The organism is Photobacterium sp. DNB22_13_2 (genome assembly GCF_052873915.1).
This window is the reverse complement of sequence record NZ_JBNNXU010000008.1, coordinates 122,071-139,618: the sequence shown is the minus strand read 5'-3', so window position 1 is coordinate 139,618 and position 17,548 is coordinate 122,071. Positions and strand designations below refer to the sequence as shown.

17 protein-coding genes are annotated in these 17,548 nt (G+C 42.6%); all 17 read right to left on the bottom strand.

What is annotated here, in order from left to right:
* Window positions 1-25: 25 nt before the first annotated feature.
* The 17 genes from ACVA58_RS14225 to ACVA58_RS14145 all read right to left on the bottom strand — a co-directional run bounded on the left by ACVA58_RS14225 (window position 26) and on the right by ACVA58_RS14145 (window position 17,542).
* The gene (locus ACVA58_RS14225) at window positions 26-895 is read right to left on the bottom strand and encodes a hypothetical protein (RefSeq protein WP_446511096.1); all 870 of its coding nucleotides are present in this window, start codon (window positions 893-895) and stop codon (window positions 26-28) included.
* Between the two features lie 74 nt (window positions 896-969).
* On the bottom strand, window positions 970-2,214 hold the full coding sequence (locus ACVA58_RS14220; protein WP_446511095.1) for an anaerobic sulfatase maturase: 1,245 nt from the start codon (window positions 2,212-2,214) through the stop codon (window positions 970-972).
* Between the two features lie 79 nt (window positions 2,215-2,293).
* Window positions 2,294-3,697, bottom strand: coding sequence for a sulfatase-like hydrolase/transferase (locus ACVA58_RS14215; RefSeq protein ID WP_446511094.1), 1,404 nt, complete (start codon window positions 3,695-3,697; stop codon window positions 2,294-2,296).
* A 140-nt stretch (window positions 3,698-3,837) separates the two neighbouring features.
* Window positions 3,838-4,668: a helix-turn-helix domain-containing protein gene (locus ACVA58_RS14210; protein WP_446511093.1), complete on the bottom strand. Its 831-nt coding sequence runs from the start codon at window positions 4,666-4,668 to the stop codon at window positions 3,838-3,840.
* 48 nt (window positions 4,669-4,716) lie between these two features.
* Window positions 4,717-4,863 carry a hypothetical protein gene (locus tag ACVA58_RS14205; protein WP_446511092.1) on the bottom strand — a complete coding sequence of 49 codons (147 nt, stop codon included), beginning with the start codon at window positions 4,861-4,863 and terminating at the stop codon, window positions 4,717-4,719.
* A gap of 80 nt (window positions 4,864-4,943) precedes the next feature.
* The gene (locus ACVA58_RS14200; RefSeq protein ID WP_446511091.1) at window positions 4,944-5,951 is read right to left on the bottom strand and encodes an ABC transporter permease; all 1,008 of its coding nucleotides are present in this window, start codon (window positions 5,949-5,951) and stop codon (window positions 4,944-4,946) included.
* Between the two features lie 18 nt (window positions 5,952-5,969).
* Entirely contained in the window at window positions 5,970-6,956 is a 987-nt protein-coding gene (locus ACVA58_RS14195) for an ABC transporter permease (protein WP_446511090.1), read from the bottom strand.
* Complete coding sequence (locus ACVA58_RS14190) at window positions 6,953-8,458, bottom strand: sugar ABC transporter ATP-binding protein (protein WP_446511089.1); 1,506 nt, start codon at window positions 8,456-8,458, stop codon at window positions 6,953-6,955. The genes ACVA58_RS14195 and ACVA58_RS14190 overlap by 4 nt, the downstream gene beginning before the upstream one ends.
* Window positions 8,459-8,529: 71 nt before the next feature.
* Window positions 8,530-9,519, bottom strand: a complete 990-nt coding sequence (gene rhaS, locus ACVA58_RS14185) for a rhamnose ABC transporter substrate-binding protein (RefSeq protein ID WP_446511088.1) — start codon at window positions 9,517-9,519, stop codon at window positions 8,530-8,532.
* Between the two features lie 96 nt (window positions 9,520-9,615).
* Complete coding sequence (rhaA, locus tag ACVA58_RS14180) at window positions 9,616-10,881, bottom strand: L-rhamnose isomerase (RefSeq protein WP_446511087.1); 1,266 nt, start codon at window positions 10,879-10,881, stop codon at window positions 9,616-9,618.
* Window positions 10,854-11,528: a hypothetical protein gene (locus ACVA58_RS14175; protein ID WP_446511086.1), complete on the bottom strand. Its 675-nt coding sequence runs from the start codon at window positions 11,526-11,528 to the stop codon at window positions 10,854-10,856. Before ACVA58_RS14175 ends, rhaA begins: the two co-directional genes overlap by 28 nt.
* 144 nt (window positions 11,529-11,672) lie before the next feature.
* Window positions 11,673-12,221, bottom strand: coding sequence for a BMC domain-containing protein (locus ACVA58_RS14170; RefSeq protein WP_039459948.1), 549 nt, complete (start codon window positions 12,219-12,221; stop codon window positions 11,673-11,675).
* 9 nt (window positions 12,222-12,230) lie between these two features.
* Window positions 12,231-13,559 (bottom strand): 4Fe-4S dicluster domain-containing protein, encoded by a 1,329-nt coding sequence (locus ACVA58_RS14165; protein WP_446511085.1) that lies wholly within the window; start codon window positions 13,557-13,559, stop codon window positions 12,231-12,233.
* Window positions 13,560-13,636: 77 nt separating this feature from the next.
* A complete protein-coding gene (locus ACVA58_RS14160) occupies window positions 13,637-14,785 on the bottom strand; it encodes an iron-containing alcohol dehydrogenase (RefSeq protein WP_446511084.1) in 1,149 nt (382 codons plus the stop codon).
* Between the two features lie 52 nt (window positions 14,786-14,837).
* Entirely contained in the window at window positions 14,838-16,019 is a 1,182-nt protein-coding gene (locus ACVA58_RS14155; RefSeq protein ID WP_446511083.1) for an acetate/propionate family kinase, read from the bottom strand.
* Window positions 16,020-16,088: 69 nt separating this feature from the next.
* Entirely contained in the window at window positions 16,089-16,448 is a 360-nt protein-coding gene (locus ACVA58_RS14150) for a BMC domain-containing protein (protein ID WP_039459942.1), read from the bottom strand.
* A 2-nt stretch (window positions 16,449-16,450) separates the two neighbouring features.
* Window positions 16,451-17,542 carry an iron-containing alcohol dehydrogenase gene (locus tag ACVA58_RS14145; protein WP_446511082.1) on the bottom strand — a complete coding sequence of 364 codons (1,092 nt, stop codon included), beginning with the start codon at window positions 17,540-17,542 and terminating at the stop codon, window positions 16,451-16,453.
* Window positions 17,543-17,548: the final 6 nt, after the last annotated feature.

The window sequence follows — 17,548 nt, the reverse complement described above, 5'->3', positions numbered from 1 at the left end:
GGCTATTTTGAAAAATATATAGCATTTATTCAGGCAATAGCATTGCTTTAAGATCTTCTGGTGTCGCTAATTGATTACCACCATTATCTGCACCAGTAATCCACCAATAAGCCATACCAGCATCAGAACAATCAAATTTATTGGTTTGGAAATCGACTACACTATCGTGCTCGACATATGCGAACATATTCCAAAGGAACGCAATCCCTTTATTATCATGATTTTTGGCCCAATCCCAGTCATCCATTGGTGTTTGTAGATTCACATTTTGGTCACTTATGCGTTTTTCAACAATCCCAAAATCCAAAATTTGTTGCCAAGTGAAGTAGTCCCCACTGTTGTCATTAAACGGATGATGAGTAACAACGTAAACAAACTGCCGCTTTTCAGGCTCTGCAGATTCAAGCGCATAACCAATCAAATCAGGCTCTCCCGCTTCAATAATCCATAAAGGATCATTTTCTGTCGATGCATTAATTGCATCTACAAGATCATTTGTCGCACCAACTTGATCTTCACGACAATTATAATCTTGGCGAAGATTATCAAATGGACCAAAAAATTCAATTGACTCATCTGCGACAAACTGAAGTATTTTTTGGCGCCTTAGCTCATTAATTTCATCAATCTTTTGAATACCCGGATTTTTAAATGGGTCAAGATCACATGAGTGAGAAAAGTGTACCAGCCTATCTGATAACCCCGATCCTTGAAGCAGTGCAAAAACAACACCATTTGCAGCGATATCATCAGGATCAGGTGAGTTACCATCACTGACATATGCAAGTCTACCATCTGGTGGATTAACTAAACTCATCACATCCGACGAGTTGGAGTGTTCAGCAAAACACATAGGTGCTATACAAAATAGTGCTGCAGTAATTAGCTTCTTCATTATTCTTCCTTAAATTAATTTTAAGATAGTTTATGTAGCGAACAAATAAACCTCTTATAAGTAAATTACTATTTTCACATTGAAACTTTTCTCATGTTAATCTCATTAAATTTATTAATTATCATGTAATAATCATCAAGCACTGATTTATAAAAGATCTTGTTCCCTGAACAAAGGTAACTTAAGCCATATTCATTATCATAACTCTCGTCAAAACGATTTCTTGGGCAATCACCACCACATAACTTTAGATAATCACATTTTTTACAGTAGCTTGTCAGATTATCAAATTTAATTGAAGAAAATTTTTTTTGCTGCTTAGAATTAATAACATCTACCAGGTGGACTTTTTTTATATTCCCTAAATAATATTCAGGATATACAAAATGATCACACGAATAAATATCGCCATTGTGTTCAACAGCTAAACCTTTGCCACAGGTTACACCACTAGTACACTTCTGCGGACCATGGCCAAAAGTATTAGCAATGACATCCTCAAAATTATCAATAAACACATTACCAAAATCATTAGCAAGCCATTCATTCCAAATTGTTTTGAGAAACGCACCCCAAATATCGGGTTTTACAGACCAATCGGTAACATCATTAAAAATAAAACTTGATTGCTGAATAATCAAATCATCGAACTTAACATTAATAGGAACAGACCTATATTGAAAATCATTTTTTTGTACAACTGGAATAAACTGAATTAGTTTCGGTCTGACAACATTTTTTATAAAATGATATACAACTAAAGGTTGCTCTGAGTTGTAATCATTAACCGCACATAAAGCATTAAACTCCACATCATACTTTTTCAATAATTCTATGGCATTCATTACTTTATTAAAAACAGATTTGCCGCTCTTACTAAGTCTATATCTATCATAAAACTCTTTTGGTCCATCGATAGATATACCAATTAAAAATTCATTCTTTTTAAAAAATTTACACCAGGAATCATTTATTAAAATTCCATTTGTCTGAAAAGAGTTATATATAGCTTGCCCTTTCTTTTTATATTTCTTCTGAATCTTAACTACTTTCTCAAAGTAACTTAGACCTAAAAGGGTTGGCTCCCCTCCCTGCCATATAAATTCAACATAACTCCCACTCTGGGATTCTATATATTGCTTGATATATAAATCAAGTATATAGTCACTCATAATAAGTTTTTTATCATGGTTAAGTAATTCACTTTTATGAAGGTAAAAGCAATAGTGACAGTTCATGTTGCACTTACTGCCAGTAGGTTTAGATACAGCACTAAATTGCTCAACTTTATTTATTTTGTTTACTGGCTGTTTATTCATTTCGTCTCCAAACATAAATAGCATATGTATGAATATGGTTAGATACCCATAAGTTATGGATATCTAACCGAGCTGTTAATTATTTTTTATTAAACAATGGATCAAAGTGAGACATAAGATCTTTATTTTGGTCTGCAACATTTTTTGTTTCACCAGGATCACTCATAATGTTATAGAGTTCAATAGGACCATCCACGCCGTAGCGCACCGCTTTCCAATCACCTCTCCTTGCAGCTTGGAAAACTTCACCCACAACTCCTGAATTTGGATCTCCTAATTGTTTTCCAAACTCCCAATATAAAGTGCGCTCATCAAGCTCAATCGGACTATCATTCAACAAGCCTTTAATAGATACACCATTTGAGTTGTATCTAGGAACTTGATTAGGCGATACGCCAGACAAATCCGCAAAAGTCGGCAATACATCAGCAAAATGCCATGGCGTTTCATCCACACGGCCTTTTGTTATCATTTCAGGCCAAGATACAATCATGGGTACATGTATTCCACCATCATAGAGATCACGTTTAATCCCTTTGTATGGTGCAGATGCCTTAAAGTACTCTGGATCTGCGCCACCTTCATCATGTGGCCCATTATCAGAAGTAAAGAAAATCACAGTATTGTCTTCAATTCCCTTTTCTTTCAACGTTTCAACGATCATCCCTACATAATCATCAAGGGCCGTCACCATACCAGCGAGCGTTGCCTTTGGGTTATCTACTTTTTCTGGATAATATGAAGCATATTTATCACTCGGTGAACCAGTCGACATACCTAAATATGGCTCTTCCTCAAAGACACCATCATATTGCTTAACATATTTATCCGGGGCGGCTAACTCAGCATGAGGGGATGAGTAATTCAGCATTACAAAAAATGGATTATCCCTATCTTCATTTATGTAGTTAATCGCCTCATCTGTAAACATTTCCTGTGCATATGCACCCTTTTGGTTAGCTTCATTTTCCTCAACCCTAATTTTTACACCATCTCGCCAAACAATTTGAGGATATTGACGGTGACCTTCAGTAATCGAATACAAACCAAACCAAGTATCAAAACCCATAGCTAAAGGATCTGTCACACCCATTTTCGACCCAATCGAATATTTACCAAACAATGCCGTATCATAGTTTGCATATTTGAGAATATGAGCCATGGTGACATCTAATTCACCCAGCTGGACAGTATTTGAGTTGTTTGTCATTAACTGACTATCTCTACCCGTAAATAATGAAACCCGAGATGGAGAGCTGACAGTATTACCGGCATAAGCTTGTGTAAACCTAATCCCTTCATTTGCAAGCTTATCTAGATTCGGGGTTTTAATTGGCGTATCACCATAAGCGCCAATTTGATTAAATCCTAAATCATCAGTAAGTATAAAAACAATATTTGGAGACTCGCTTGCAGCGAATGCAGATGTTGTAATCGAACTAACTAGGGCAAGTTTTACTGCTGTTTTAATTATTGATTTCATATTTTAATGTTCCACATTGTGAGTTAAACATATCCTTCATGAAAACAATATAATCTATTTATTAAAAGAACCTTTGTATTATCGCATTTTATATTTTGGTTCTTGCTTAATTTTAAAGGTAAAACGTTACATGTCACAAATTAGATATTACCATATAGTAACTTGTTGCCTCCCCTTACTTGTCGAGGTGAAAAACCAATCATTTGTTTGAATTTTGTCGAAAAGTAATTACTATCTTGATAACCGACGTCAAATGCAACTTCTGTTATTGTCTTATCGGTATTCTGCAATAATGAAAGAGCTTTACATGTTCTTGCATAATGAAAGTAAACGCTATAGCTCATACCAGTCATACGCCTGATCATTTTTGATAAGTATCGCGGATTTAATTCAACTTGATGTGATATTGCTTCAATATCCCAATGTTTATCATGGTTACTACGAATAATATTCAATGCCAGTAATACGCGGTCATCTTTGGATAAAGAGCAACAATCACGTATACGCCCTCTTGATAACTCCACGATTAATTGCTGAAATAATATTTTCGTCATTATTTTTGATTCAACAGAGTTATCGTGAGATTCTTTATCTAAATTATTTATAATTTCTTGAACTCTTTGCAAAGTAACATTATCAATAAACCATCCATTGTCATCACCATTGGGAACAAAGCGTTTAAAATCTGAACCAAGATCTAGTTTATCTTTATCATATAAAATATTCGTTAAGTAAAGGCCTTTGACATTTTCAAATAAGTGACGATCATCACGATTGACAAAGCACACATAATTTTTACTCAAATTCATAGGTACATCATTCAACACATGGCAACCATGACCACCCGATACCACAATTATCTCACTAAACGAGTGTGAGTGCTCTGGAAATGGCTCCTGAGGATTACGTAACTCAGTTGTAATTGCACAGCTTGAATCGAGAAAAAAATCCTTAGCTTCTAAATGTATCATAGGCCTTCCCATATAGAATCTTTACCCATTTAAGGTCTCTGTCAGTGCCTACATATCCCCGTTACTGACACCTTCAGACATACCCCACCAGATACGATATCCCTGCGCCTCATCGTCAATTCGTAAAATACAGCCCGCCTTGTCAGACTCACTCAGTTCACCAATACGCTCCCCCGTACCTTTGACAAAAAACATATGCCCGACACTTTCTGAAGGGAAGCGAAACTTCCCTACCGACTGTCAGCGACAATAGGGAAAGGCTGAAATAAGCAGTGTCAAGCACGGCGTTGTGCGACGATAAACTTAATCAAAGTTGGCAGAGCAATAACCCCGATTAGCATTGCACCGATAATAATCGACATGATAATGCCCGGAATATTCAACAAACCGAGACCGACAGTGACCAACCCCATTAAAAAGACAGAGATCACCACGCCAATTATGGTTCCCGAACCACCAAGGATGCTAACGCCACCAAGCACCACCATGGTAACGATATTCAGTTCCCAGCCCAACGCAATGGTCGGCCGGGTACTGCCCAGGCGGGACGTCAGCATGATCGAAGCGACTGCACTGAAAAAGCCAACCAAGGTGAACAATATCAGTTTATGGTTAGCAACATTGATCCCAGAGTAATAAGCCGCAGTAGGATTATTGCCAATCGCATAGGTGCGGCGGCCAAAATTGGTTTTCTGTAGCAAGAAATAGAACACCACCGCCAATAGAGTGAACACCACAAACTCAAAACTAAACACATAAAACACATAGCCCTGACCGAAGTATTCAAATGCCTGCGGATAATCTCGAATGGCCTGATCGCCCAACAATATATAGGCGATACCACGAAACAGACTCATGGTACCTATAGTCACTACAATAGAAGGGATATTGAGCCGCGTGACCAAAAGGCCATTGAATAATCCACACCCCACTCCAACGGCCAAACCAACAACACAAATAATTGCAACACCAGCGCCAGCCTGAGCGGTATAGCCCATAGCGACAGAGCATAAAGCAATTATTGAAGCGACCGAGATGTCTATCTCGCGCACAATAATAACCAATGCCAACGGCAGAGCGATAATTGCTTTCTCGGTAAAGTTAAACGTCGCGTCCGACAGGGTCCACGGGTCAAGAAAATACGGCGAAGCTATACAATTCAACAAAAAAACGATCACTGCTGTCAGAAATAACAGAGCTTCCCAACTTTTCGCCCAATTCGGCAGGTACCTTCGTGTCTGTTTAGCACTTGGTTCCATCACTGCTTTATTTACGCTTTCCATTAATATTCTCCACCAGCATTAAGATGCATTCTGTACCGCTTTTTTGAGGATAATCCGCCCCAACTTCCGTTCTGAACGAGAGTTAGCAACCACTGCGATGATGATAACCGCACCGGAAATGGCCATCTGCCAGAATGGTGATACCCCAATAACTGGCAAAGCGTTATTGATCACACCAAGGAACACAGCCCCCAGCACGCAGCCGAGCACAGTACCGGTACCTCCTGCAATACTGACCCCGCCAATAACACAGGCAGCAACAACCTGTAGCTCGAACCCATTGGCAATATCGACATAGGCCACGGCGTAACGTGAAATCCACAAATAACTGGCAATCCCCGCCATAAATCCGGCGATAGAAAAACTGACGAATTGTTTCTTACCGACATTAATGCCGACATAATGGGCTGCCGTGGGACTATTTCCGGCGGCATAGATATTACGTCCCATCCGGCGGTGACGTGCAAAATAGTAACAACCCGCTATCGCCACCACCGAGCACCAACCCAGCACAGGTAACCCCAATATTTCAGTGCGAGGAATAGCGATATAAGACTCACTCATTTGGTGGGCGTTAATCCATTGCCCGTCACTCAGCAAAAATACACAGCCGCGGTAGATACTCATGGTGCCCAATGACACAACAATCGCTGGGATCTTCGCCTTCCATACCAGAAAACCATTTAGCATTCCCAACAAGGTGCCTAACCCGGCACAGATAACAATGATTAACACTACAGGAACTTGCGGATAAGCTGCATTGATCATCGCTCCGACCATACCGGTTAAAGCCACATTGGCAGCAATAGACAAGTCGATACAGCGGGTGATAATGACAAACATCTGCCCAAGAGCGAGGATGATCAAAATGGAGGTATCGTTATATACGCCGACCAAATTTCCGACCTGCACAAAATCCGGCACAATTAGTCCAATAGCCGCTATCATCACCAAAATAACAATAGCAAGCAGTGCCTCTCGATTTTTCATTAACTCTTTCATCATGCGACTCCCGTTAAGCCCGTAGCGGCGCTGACAATTTTCTCTGCACTAAATTGATCACGTGAAAATTCTTCAACCATCAAGCCTTCTCGCATCACTATGATACGATCGGCCATGCCCATCACTTCCGGCAACTCGGAAGACACCATGATCACAGCCAATCCTTCTGCGGTTAGCTCCGACATGAATTCATGGACAGCCGCTTTAGAGCCAATATCAATCCCCTTCGTGGGCTCATCCAAGATGATCACCTGCGGCCGGGTTGCCAGCCACTTACCAATGACTACCTTTTGCTGATTGCCTCCGGATAAGTTTTCCACCTTTTCATACCAGTTAGGCGCTTTTACTCGTAAGCGGTTTGCATAGGTCTCTGCCAATGCGTACTCACGTTTGGCATCCAGTATCCCGTTCGGGTTGATCTTGTTTAGCTGAGGCAAGCCAATATTTTGGAAGATAGGAAACTCAAGCACCGTCCCCTGCGCCTGGCGCTCCTCCGGCACATAAACAATGCCCGCCTTAATGGCGTCATTTGGTGAGCTTATTTTGACCGGCTGACTAACCAGTTTCACCTCGCCACGGGCGCGGTTAGTCACACCAAATAAAGACTGCATAAGTTCGGTACGTCCTGCACCGACCAGACCATAAAAACCGAGGATCTCCCCCTCGTGTAAGTCAAAATTAATATCATCAAATTCGGTTGGGTGGGAGTAATGACTGACCGACAAAACAATATCGCCAATATCAACATCAACTTTCGGATAGGCGTTATCAATCGACCGCCCAACCATCATGGTCACCAAATCAGATTCTTCTATGTCGCTAATCTGACCTGCACCGACGTAGCAGCCATCACGAAAGACGCAATAGTTATCAGCAATCCGGAAGATCTCGTCGAATTTATGGCTAATAAATAATATCGCGCATCCTTTTTGTTTTAAGCGCTCGACAATCTCATAAAAGTCTTCAATCTCACGGTGGGATAACGCTGCAGTCGGTTCATCCAACACCACCACCCGCGCATCAAAAGACAGAGCTCTGGCAATCGCCACCATATGGCGCTGGCCAATACTCAGTTCTTTCAATAGGGCACGCGGGTTAAGCGGCGCATCGATCTCCTGTAAAATTTCGACACTGCGCCGCTCCATCTCACGCCAGTTAAGCCTTTTTGATGGATGCATCAGATGATGACCAATAAAGATATTTTCTGCCACACTCAGTTCATCAAACAGCACCGTTTCTTGATGGATAGCGGTGATCCCCAACTTACGTGCATCGTCAGGAGTATCGAGTACAATAGGTTCACCGTCGAGAAATAGCTGGCCTTTGGTCGGCGTATAGATCCCAGTCATCACTTTGACCAGGGTCGATTTTCCCGCACCATTTTCACCAACAAGCGCCGTCACCTTGCCGGCGTATAAATCCAGTTCCACATTATCCAAAGCCTTGACACCCGGAAAGTGCTTACTTATCTGACGCAAAGAAAATACCGACTGATTTGCATCCATAGTTTGTCTCCTCCTTAAGCGCAATCGATGCAGGAACGGACTATACGTCCGCTCCTTTGCTCTCCCAACAATCAGAAAATACTGGCAAATTTCTTGACGTTTGAGCTGTCGTACACAAACGGCGCGGCCATTGCGGCATTGCCCTCAGCATCTAGGGTGGCTCGGCCTAATCGCCCCATATCGACTTCGGTTTCCGTTGCTGTGCCCTTCACCAAGTCATAGCTAATCATGGTCGCAGCATAGCCAAGATCGATGGGATTCCAGATAGCGAAACTATTCACGACACCAGAATCAACATGGCCTGCCAATTCGGAAGGCAGCCCAAGGCCCGTGACATAGACATCGCCTGTTTTATTCATATCTTTTACCGCCTGCGCCGCTGCTACAATGCCCACAGAAGTCGGAGCAACAATGACTTTCAGGTCAGGATAGGAGTTGATCAGCCCCTGGGTTTCACGGTAGCTCTTGTCCGCTAGATCATCGCCGTAGACAATGGAAACCAAATTGAGATCAGGATATTGCGGCAATACCTTCTGCATCTCTTCAATCCAAATATTTTGGTTGGTGGCTGTTGGGGTGGCACTTAGCACCGCAATATCACCCTTTTTGCTACCCGTTACCTGCAACGCCACTTCAGCAAGTTCAACATTCATCTGTCCGATCAGCTCGTTGCTTGAAGGATTTAGATGTACTGCACGTCCTGCCGGTGCAACACCGGAGTCAAAAGATACGACTTTAATTCCGCGTTGCTGCGCTCTTCTCAGCACCGGTACCAGAGCATCGGTATCATTGGCAGAAATAGCAATCGCATCGACGCGCTGGGCGATGAGTGAGTTAATTATCTCTATCTGGCCTTCTGCGGTTGGGGTAACCGGGCCTGTATAGATGATGCTAACATCCCCCAGCTCGGCCGCAGCTTCCTTAGCTCCTTCATGTGCAGCCTCAAAGAAACCGTTCCCAAGAGATTTCACCACCAGGCCAACTCGTATTTCGGCGGCCTGAGCTATGCCAGTGGCTAGAACAGCCATTATTATTAGGGTACTTTTCATAACGTTTTTCATGCAGATATTCTCCGTATCTGATTGGTATTAATGATTGATATTGACTGGCTCCTGACCGGTATAGCCGGCGCATTCACTTGCAGCCAACCAATACGTTTATCGTTTCATTGTTACTTCGGTCTCATATTGTTTCACTTGCTCCAACCAGTCATTTCCAACCGGTACTCCCTGCTCCAGGCAGTAATAATCCCATACAGCTGTCCAGGGCAGCGATTTGTTCTCTTCCATCAAAGCCAAACGCGTAGTGTAATCACCATTCGATTCGGCACGTTTTAATTGTGCTGTTGGCTCTAACAAGGCTTTAAGCAATGCCTTTCGCATATTGCGGGTACCGATTACCCATGCAGCAATACGGTTGATCGAGGCATCAAAGAAATCCAAGCCAATGGTGACCCGTTCTAACAAGTTGTTGCGGACAATTTCATTGGCGATCGCTTGGGTTTCATCATCGAGTAGTACGACATGGTCACTGTCCCAATGCACCGGTCGACTAACATGAAGCAACATTTTTTCCACATACAGGGAGGCTGCCGATATCTTATCGGAAATCACTTCGGTGGGATGGAAATGGCCGGCATCCAGACACAGAGCCACATCACGAGATGCGGCGTAACCAAGATAAAACTCATTCGACCCGGCGGTATAGGCTTCGGCGCCGATACCAAACAGCTTCGATTCGACCGCATCAATGTGGTATTCAACAGGAAGATCTTCAGCAATGATTTCATCCAGAGATGCCAGCAAACGCTGACGAGGTGCTAAGCGATCTGCCGGCAGATCCTTATAGCCATCAGGAATCCAGATATTCATGATCGAGGGAGTACCAAGTTGCTCACCAAAGTAAGCCGATATCCGGCGGCTTGCCTTGCAATGATCGATCCAATACTGGCGAATCTCATCATTCGGGTGGGTCAAGGTAAAACCATCACTGCTCTGCGGATGCGAGAAGCAAGTGGGGTTGAAATCCAAGCCGATTTCATTGCGTTTGGCCCATTCAACCCAATTTGAAAAATGCTTGGGCTCAATTTCATTACGCTCGACCGGTTGGTCTGCTTCAAGGTAGATCGCATGCAGGTTCAGGCGTAATGAACCAGGAATCATGGTCATGGCCTCAAAGAGATCCCGTCGCAATTGTTCAGCTGTGGTTGCTTTCCCCGGATAACTACCAGTTGCCTGGATACCGCCTGTCAGTCCCCCCTGTGGGTTCTCAAACCCGGCAACATCGTCCCCCTGCCAACAGTGCATCGAGATAGCAATACCGTCCACGGTTTTCAGAGCCGCTTCGACATCAATGTCCAATTGCTCGAACCGCTGTTTGGCCAGCTGATATGCACTTAATATATTATTTTCTCGCTCGTCCATAATTTTCTCTCAGGGTTATCTCTTAGCGTTGCTTTCAATTGCCATATCTTGCCCGCACAGGGAAACAAACCGCGACCAAAGCAAAGAGATTGACCGGTTAAAACTTGGGCTGTGGTAATGGCTAACCAAGCGGTTGGGAATACCCAGCCTATCCAACAGTGAGTTAACCTAGCCCTTGCCAAGGCAGTCGAGTATTTATGAGGTCGTGGCGATGGTATATTCGCAGTTCTTTTCACCGTTAAGGCGATAGCCGAGGTAATCAGGAATAAGCTGAATACAGTCTGCTTATAGAGGTTGGTGGCACCAAATAGGTCGATTACATCCTTCATCACGCCCTTGGTGCGAGCGTCACGGTAGGTAACAGGCAAGCTCAGGATCTCACCGTATTTGTCGCAGGGGACAAAATCCCCCCCACGACTATCAATCGTAAAACAATCAAGTGAAATACCGGTTTGTCGTTTACTCTCTATACTTTGCTTTATTTCTGTCAGGATGTTTTCAATGCCCCAACAAATATAGCCGTCACGTTTTGGGATATTATTTTCAAACCAATGACATTCATTCAGCAACAGTTTTTTGTCATCAAAACAACCGAGAGTTACCCGTCCATTTCCCGCGCCCAAATCAATTGCAATCAGGTTTTTCATGTGTCCACCTCAAACTATATATTGAAGATAAACAATTGCATGATTGATAACCTTTGAAGCCTTTACCTCCCAAGGGAACAAAGCTGCAAATTATTAAAGAAGTCTCGCTTCCAGGTCACAATATTGGATTAAAAACCGATGAGGTTATAACGACGTTTCGAGAATCTCTCGGCTTGGATTCGGGATAACACATTGATTAACTAACACGCCTTTATCCTTAATTCTGTCACAGGCGATTTCAACTGCTGATTGCACAGCAGATACATCACCACATAATGTCACCACTCCTTTGCCACCAATAGCCATTGCTAATTGGATATCCATTAATTGGATATCACTCGCTTTAACCGCCGCGTCTGCAGCTTCAATAACTGCTGCGACAGAAAACGTTTCAATAACACCTAATGCTCCACCTCGAGCAATCTCACTTGTACCAGAAATGGCCATAAATACATCAGAATGAATATTAGATATGACGACATTATCAACGACCTCTCCACCACCAGCGGATAAGCCATGGTCTACTGCAGCCTTGACCGCTCCAATATCACCGTTTACCAACACAATAAACTTGCCTGGACATGTCGTTCGGTGAAAAACAATCCTTACATTAGCTGCTTTTACCATTGCATCAGCTACCTGATACCCTCTAGCAATTGAGTTCAGCTCAATACAACCTATCGCATTATTCATGTCACTTCCCTAATGATTGTTTACACTCTCAATCGTAATATTCTCAGCAACGCTAACCACCCGTCCGCTAATACTGGCATGCATCGCAACACTCAAACTATCCGCTGCAGGCTTAGCAATCATCTCCCCTTTTTCTATCATCTGCCCAACCTGAACAATTGGCTCCGCTGGGCGACCTATGTGCTGAGACATGGGGATAACAACACGCTTGACTGTTGGTATATCCGACAAATATCCAGCTGGATGCTGATAATAGTCCAATACCTCTAAACGACGCATCAAACGGGATGTAGCAACGCTACGAAATGCTTTTAATGGATGAACATCTTGGGTAAGAGACTGTAATTGCTCAGGTGTTCTCATTAAGTTTTGCTGACCAAGCCCTTTTTTGGCAAGGCTACAAACTCTCTGCGGATCAGCACCTTCTGGGCAAGACCACATAGTACATAAGTTACAACCACAACATGGTTGAGCTGCAAGAGCATGTTGATCATTAGCCACAAGAGCAACTCGCATCGCTTTCCGTGGATCAATGGGGTATCCCAACAATGAACGGGGGCATAATGCTGTACAGTGACCACACTGATCACAAGCCGATCTGGCAATCTTAATCACTTGCTGATCACTACGCTGTTTAATCTTCGCCACGCGACTATCGGCTTTTAGCACTAAAAGTCCGCTGGAAGTTTTTGTTAGCGGTTTATTAATATCGCAAGTCAAGCTCCCCATCATAGGCCCACCTTCAATGATCACGTAATCATCACAGGTGATCCTACCCGCCAAAGCAATCGCATCCGCGTAACTCATACCAACAGGAAGGCGAGCAGTAAATGGGTGTTCTACTTCACCATGAACCGTTACCATGGTTTCAGTAACTGGCTGATTTTGTTTAGCCCAATACGCATTGATCAAAGATTCAACATTATTTACAACTATCCCAATATCTTTTGGCAAGCCACCAGCCGGTATCCTTTCCCCTGTTGCGCGGTAGACTAATTCAACTTCGTCTCCTGCCGGGTAAGTATCTTCCAACTCTAAAATCGTAATATTGGTTGGCAACCCTTCTTTCAACGCGCATATAGTTTGGCTATTCTTCTTTTTGACTCCGATAATGCCACGTTTTGCACCTATCTGTTCCATGACCATCGCCATCCCCTGAATCAGGGCATGACGATCTTGTTGCATTAGCAACTGGTCTTTATTCAATAGTGGCTCACACTCTGCACCATTCGCGATCAATATATCGACTTGGCAATCGAGCTTCATATAAATTGGAAAACCTGCTCCCCCGGCACCAACTACACCCGCATTTTGTAGTTGCTGTAAAAAAGAATTCATCCTGACCTCCTGCTAAAAATCTAAGATGGCTGTCTCGAGTCATAAACCTGACGATACATCACTCGAGACATATCCAATTACAGTGACTTCTTGTATAACGCTAAAACATCTTCAGGGCTCATCGTAACGGGGTTACCACCTGCACATGGATCTGCCATAGCACTATCAACCCATTCGGCAACATCTTGCTCTGTCACTCCGAGCTGACTAAATCCACGAGGGATCCCTACTCGTTTACTGAGATTGCGAATCGCTTGCACCGCTTCGACACTAGCTTCTTCTTGTGTCATCGCACTAACATCACAGCCTAAGGCAACTGCCAGTTTGGCAAACTCTTCAACCCGATGTGGACGGTTAAACTCACAAACAATAGGTAGCAAAATGGCATTGCACACCCCGTGCGGTAGGTTTTTATGCGCTCCAGCTGGATGCGCCATAGCGTGAACCATACCCAGCCCAGCGCTGTTAAATGCCATACCCGCAAGAAACTGCCCCAATGCCATCATTTCACGCGCTTCAAAATTGTTACCATCATCGACAGCCTGAGGTAAGTATTCGGCAATTAGCCTTACAGACTCCAATGCAGAGTGATTGGTCAATACATGTGCTCCTACCGACACGAAAGCTTCAACCGCATGAGTTAACGCATCCATACCAGTAGCCGCAGTCACATCAGAAGGAAGGCCTAGCATGATACTTGGATCATTCACTGACACATCAGGAATAATATTACTGTCTATGATTACGCATTTAACTTTGTTAATTTCGTCAGTTATTACTGCGTTACTTGTCACTTCAGCCGCAGTACCTGCCGTTGTATTAATCGCATATAAGGGGACGCCGACATGTTTGACCTGACCTACTCCTGTGTAGTTAGTAATTGGCTTAGGATTTCCAGACAAGATTTTTACTGCTTTAGCAGTATCAATAGCACTACCTCCCCCAAAGCCAATGATATAATCCGCCCCTGCCTCTACCAAGCAATCGTAGGCACTGTTGACAACCGAAACGGTTGGATTAGGAATGGTATCGGTGAAACATGAATAAGTTAGACCGCAGCGATCTAGCGCTTCGCAAAGTGGCGTCAGCAAGCCCAGCTTATCAAGTGCTGCATCGGCAATAATTAAACCATGCCCAGGGTCTTTAGCAGCAATCAATGCTGCTAATTCTGTGATTGCATTTTCTCCTGAAATATTAATTTTTGGGAAAGCAAGTGTAAAAGCCATAGTTATCTCCAAATTAATCGATATAAATTACAAACTCTAGCAAGTTAAATATTTAGCCAACGACTCTGCTGGCTTCTCTTGCTATCATTAATTGCTCATTAGTATTTATTACCATCACATCAACTTTTGAATTAGGCCTACTAATAATTGATTCATTTTTCATGTTACTTTCTTCACAGAGATATAACCCTAAATACCCCAGAGAGTCAGTAACTAGATGCCTAATTAACGCTGAGTTTTCACCAATCCCACCTGTAAAGACTAAGAGGTCAACACCACCAAGAATTGAAGCATAACGGCCAATAGTTTCTTTCACTCGATTTGAATACATCTGCAATGCAAGGGCTGCTTTGTGGTCACCTTGTTTTCTTGCTTGCTCGAGAACTCGACAGTCATCTGATAATTCAGATACACCCAATAACCCTGATGCATTATTCATCATTGTATTAACATCGTTTGGACTCATTTGTGTATTCTGCGACAAATATATTGGTAATGATGGATCAATATCACCACAGCGGGTTCCCATCATCAAGCCAGATAACGGAGTAAAACCCATTGTTGTCGCAACAGAGCGTCCATTTTCAATCGCACAAATACTCGAACCGCTACCCAAGTGGCATGAAATAACCTTGTTGTAATACTCATTTTTAAAGTTATCTTCTGCTGTGATACTAATATATTGATGACTAATTCCATGAAATCCAAACTTTCTTATTCCATTATCTTCATAAAGTGTATACGGCAATGGATATAAAAACTGCTCTTCAGGCAATGTTTGGTGGAATGCAGTATCAAATACAGCAACTTTTTTGGCTTTAGGCAACACCTCTTCAAATGCTTCAATACATAGCAAATTAATCGGGTTATGAATGGGAGCTAACTTTGAAAGTTTCAAAATTGCTGTTTTAACGTCTTCATTAATCAGAACCGGCTGTGAATAGTCTTCTCCTCCATGAGCAACACGATGGCCAACGCAATAAATTTCATCAGCATTACCAATTAGCTTTTCTTCTAATAAAAAACTAATAAGATACTTTACTGCTGAAGTAAAATCCCAAGCCCCATCTTCCTCTTTTTTAACATCATTAATTTTCTTTGCACTAAACCGTGTTAATGCGGTTCGCTTTCCATCGAACTGTCCAGATAAAATACAATCTTCATCTGGCATTTTTATTAACTGAAATTTTAATGATGAACTGCCAGCATTTATAGATAAAATAAAATCACTCATTGACATTCCTTGTAACTAACATCGTATACCTGTTAGATTTTTAAAAACTGAACTTTATATAATTCACTACTAGGTGCAAGTTATCGGGCATACTGCAAACTTCATAACTAAGGCTAAGGTCTCCCTTACCTGCTGAAGCGCATATTCAACTGACGAAACATCTCCCTTCAATACAACAGAACCATTTCCAATATCTAATTTCTCAACCTTCACGGCACCAGATTTTGTTGCGAGATCTGCTGCAATAATTGCAGCTTCACCCGGTGAAATAGTAATTAAACCTATTGCATTGCCTTCAGAGTTATACTCAAGGGCTTTAATCACATCAATCGCAGGGTTAGCAATTAAATGAATCAATGTGACCTCTTTGCCTGGAACATATTCTTGAACAACACGGTCTGGTTGGTTGAACATCGTTGCGCCTTCCATACCTAAATCACCTCAATGATTTGTTTTATCGCTTTATAATCTGGTTGTATGGGGTTGGTTTTTAATGTTGGGTCTTCGAGCGCTCTTGTTGCCATTGTATGGATAAGGCCAGCATCACATTTTAATTTTTCACCTGTATCTATCCCCAACGACGCAATTAATACACCAGTCGCTTTTATCATTGCGTGTGCACCTGTTTTTGCATCAGTATGGCGAGGTACAAAACCTAGGCAACGGGCCAAGGTTGCATACGTCTCCAAACTTCGCGTTGACTGGCAATTAAATTCCATTACCTTTGTCAACAAAAGCGCATTTGCCAACCCATGAGGTATGTGTAATGACGCCCCAAGCTGATGAGCAATCGCATGGGTTAACCCTAAACCCGCATGATTAAAAGCCAACCCAGCTAGGCTCGAAGCATTAAGCAGTTTTTGCCGTGCTTCTAGATTGTTGCCATCGTCATAGGCTGGCTTCAAGTACTTAAAAACTAAAGTAATCGCTTTCTCAGCCAGGGCATTACTGAAATCATCATGGTTAATAGACACCATAGCTTCTATGGCGTGGGTTAGAACATCAATACCAGTATTCGCTGTCACTTCAGGGGGTACAGTAAGTGTCTGGAACGCATTTAGAATAGCTATATCAGGAAGCAGCTCTTCATCATACAACGGAACTTTAATCTGCTTATCAGCAACAGTCACAACACTAAACTGAGTCACCTCTGATCCCGTACCACTTGTGGTGGGTATCGCAATAAATGTCCGACGCTCTTTATCTTTGGGGCTCAAGTATAAAATCGCTTTGGTAAGGTCAATAGCTGAGCCACCTCCATAAGCAATAACTGTATCAGGCGAAAAGTTCGCCATCTTATCAATACCCATCGCAACATCTACAGTTGTTGGATCGGGGGTAACATCTGTATACAAAGCGACTTCATTTCTCACCCGCAAGGTTTCTAAGATAGATTTCAGTGCATGACTATCGGCTAAAAACTGATCGCAAACTATCCATATCCGTTGTCGGTGGTACTGCTGCAATACATCTAAACTAGATATGCCACTAAACAGCTGCGTTGGTATAGAAAAAGCTTTCATACCGGC

Excerpts from the sequence above, each read along its gene's own strand:
- ACVA58_RS14145 (WP_446511082.1), bottom strand. The coding sequence starts at position 17,542 with ATGAAAGCTTTTTCTATACCAACGCAGCTGTTTAGTGGCATATCTAGT.
- ACVA58_RS14215 (WP_446511094.1), bottom strand. The coding sequence starts at position 3,697 with ATGAAATCAATAATTAAAACAGCAGTAAAACTTGCCCTAGTTAGTTCG.
- ACVA58_RS14160 (WP_446511084.1), bottom strand. The coding sequence starts at position 14,785 with ATGGCTTTTACACTTGCTTTCCCAAAAATTAATATTTCAGGAGAAAAT.
- ACVA58_RS14205 (WP_446511092.1), bottom strand. The coding sequence starts at position 4,863 with ATGTTTTTTGTCAAAGGTACGGGGGAGCGTATTGGTGAACTGAGTGAG.
- ACVA58_RS14155 (WP_446511083.1), bottom strand. The coding sequence starts at position 16,019 with ATGAGTGATTTTATTTTATCTATAAATGCTGGCAGTTCATCATTAAAA.
- rhaA (WP_446511087.1), bottom strand. The coding sequence starts at position 10,881 with ATGGACGAGCGAGAAAATAATATATTAAGTGCATATCAGCTGGCCAAA.
- ACVA58_RS14170 (WP_039459948.1), bottom strand. The coding sequence starts at position 12,221 with ATGAATAATGCGATAGGTTGTATTGAGCTGAACTCAATTGCTAGAGGG.
- ACVA58_RS14200 (WP_446511091.1), bottom strand. The coding sequence starts at position 5,951 with ATGGAAAGCGTAAATAAAGCAGTGATGGAACCAAGTGCTAAACAGACA.
- ACVA58_RS14220 (WP_446511095.1), bottom strand. The coding sequence starts at position 2,214 with ATGAATAAACAGCCAGTAAACAAAATAAATAAAGTTGAGCAATTTAGT.
- ACVA58_RS14195 (WP_446511090.1), bottom strand. The coding sequence starts at position 6,956 with ATGATGAAAGAGTTAATGAAAAATCGAGAGGCACTGCTTGCTATTGTT.
- ACVA58_RS14175 (WP_446511086.1), bottom strand. The coding sequence starts at position 11,528 with ATGAAAAACCTGATTGCAATTGATTTGGGCGCGGGAAATGGACGGGTA.
- ACVA58_RS14150 (WP_039459942.1), bottom strand. The coding sequence starts at position 16,448 with ATGGAAGGCGCAACGATGTTCAACCAACCAGACCGTGTTGTTCAAGAA.
- ACVA58_RS14210 (WP_446511093.1), bottom strand. The coding sequence starts at position 4,668 with ATGATACATTTAGAAGCTAAGGATTTTTTTCTCGATTCAAGCTGTGCA.
- rhaS (WP_446511088.1), bottom strand. The coding sequence starts at position 9,519 with ATGAAAAACGTTATGAAAAGTACCCTAATAATAATGGCTGTTCTAGCC.
- ACVA58_RS14225 (WP_446511096.1), bottom strand. The coding sequence starts at position 895 with ATGAAGAAGCTAATTACTGCAGCACTATTTTGTATAGCACCTATGTGT.
- ACVA58_RS14190 (WP_446511089.1), bottom strand. The coding sequence starts at position 8,458 with ATGGATGCAAATCAGTCGGTATTTTCTTTGCGTCAGATAAGTAAGCAC.
- ACVA58_RS14165 (WP_446511085.1), bottom strand. The coding sequence starts at position 13,559 with ATGAATTCTTTTTTACAGCAACTACAAAATGCGGGTGTAGTTGGTGCC.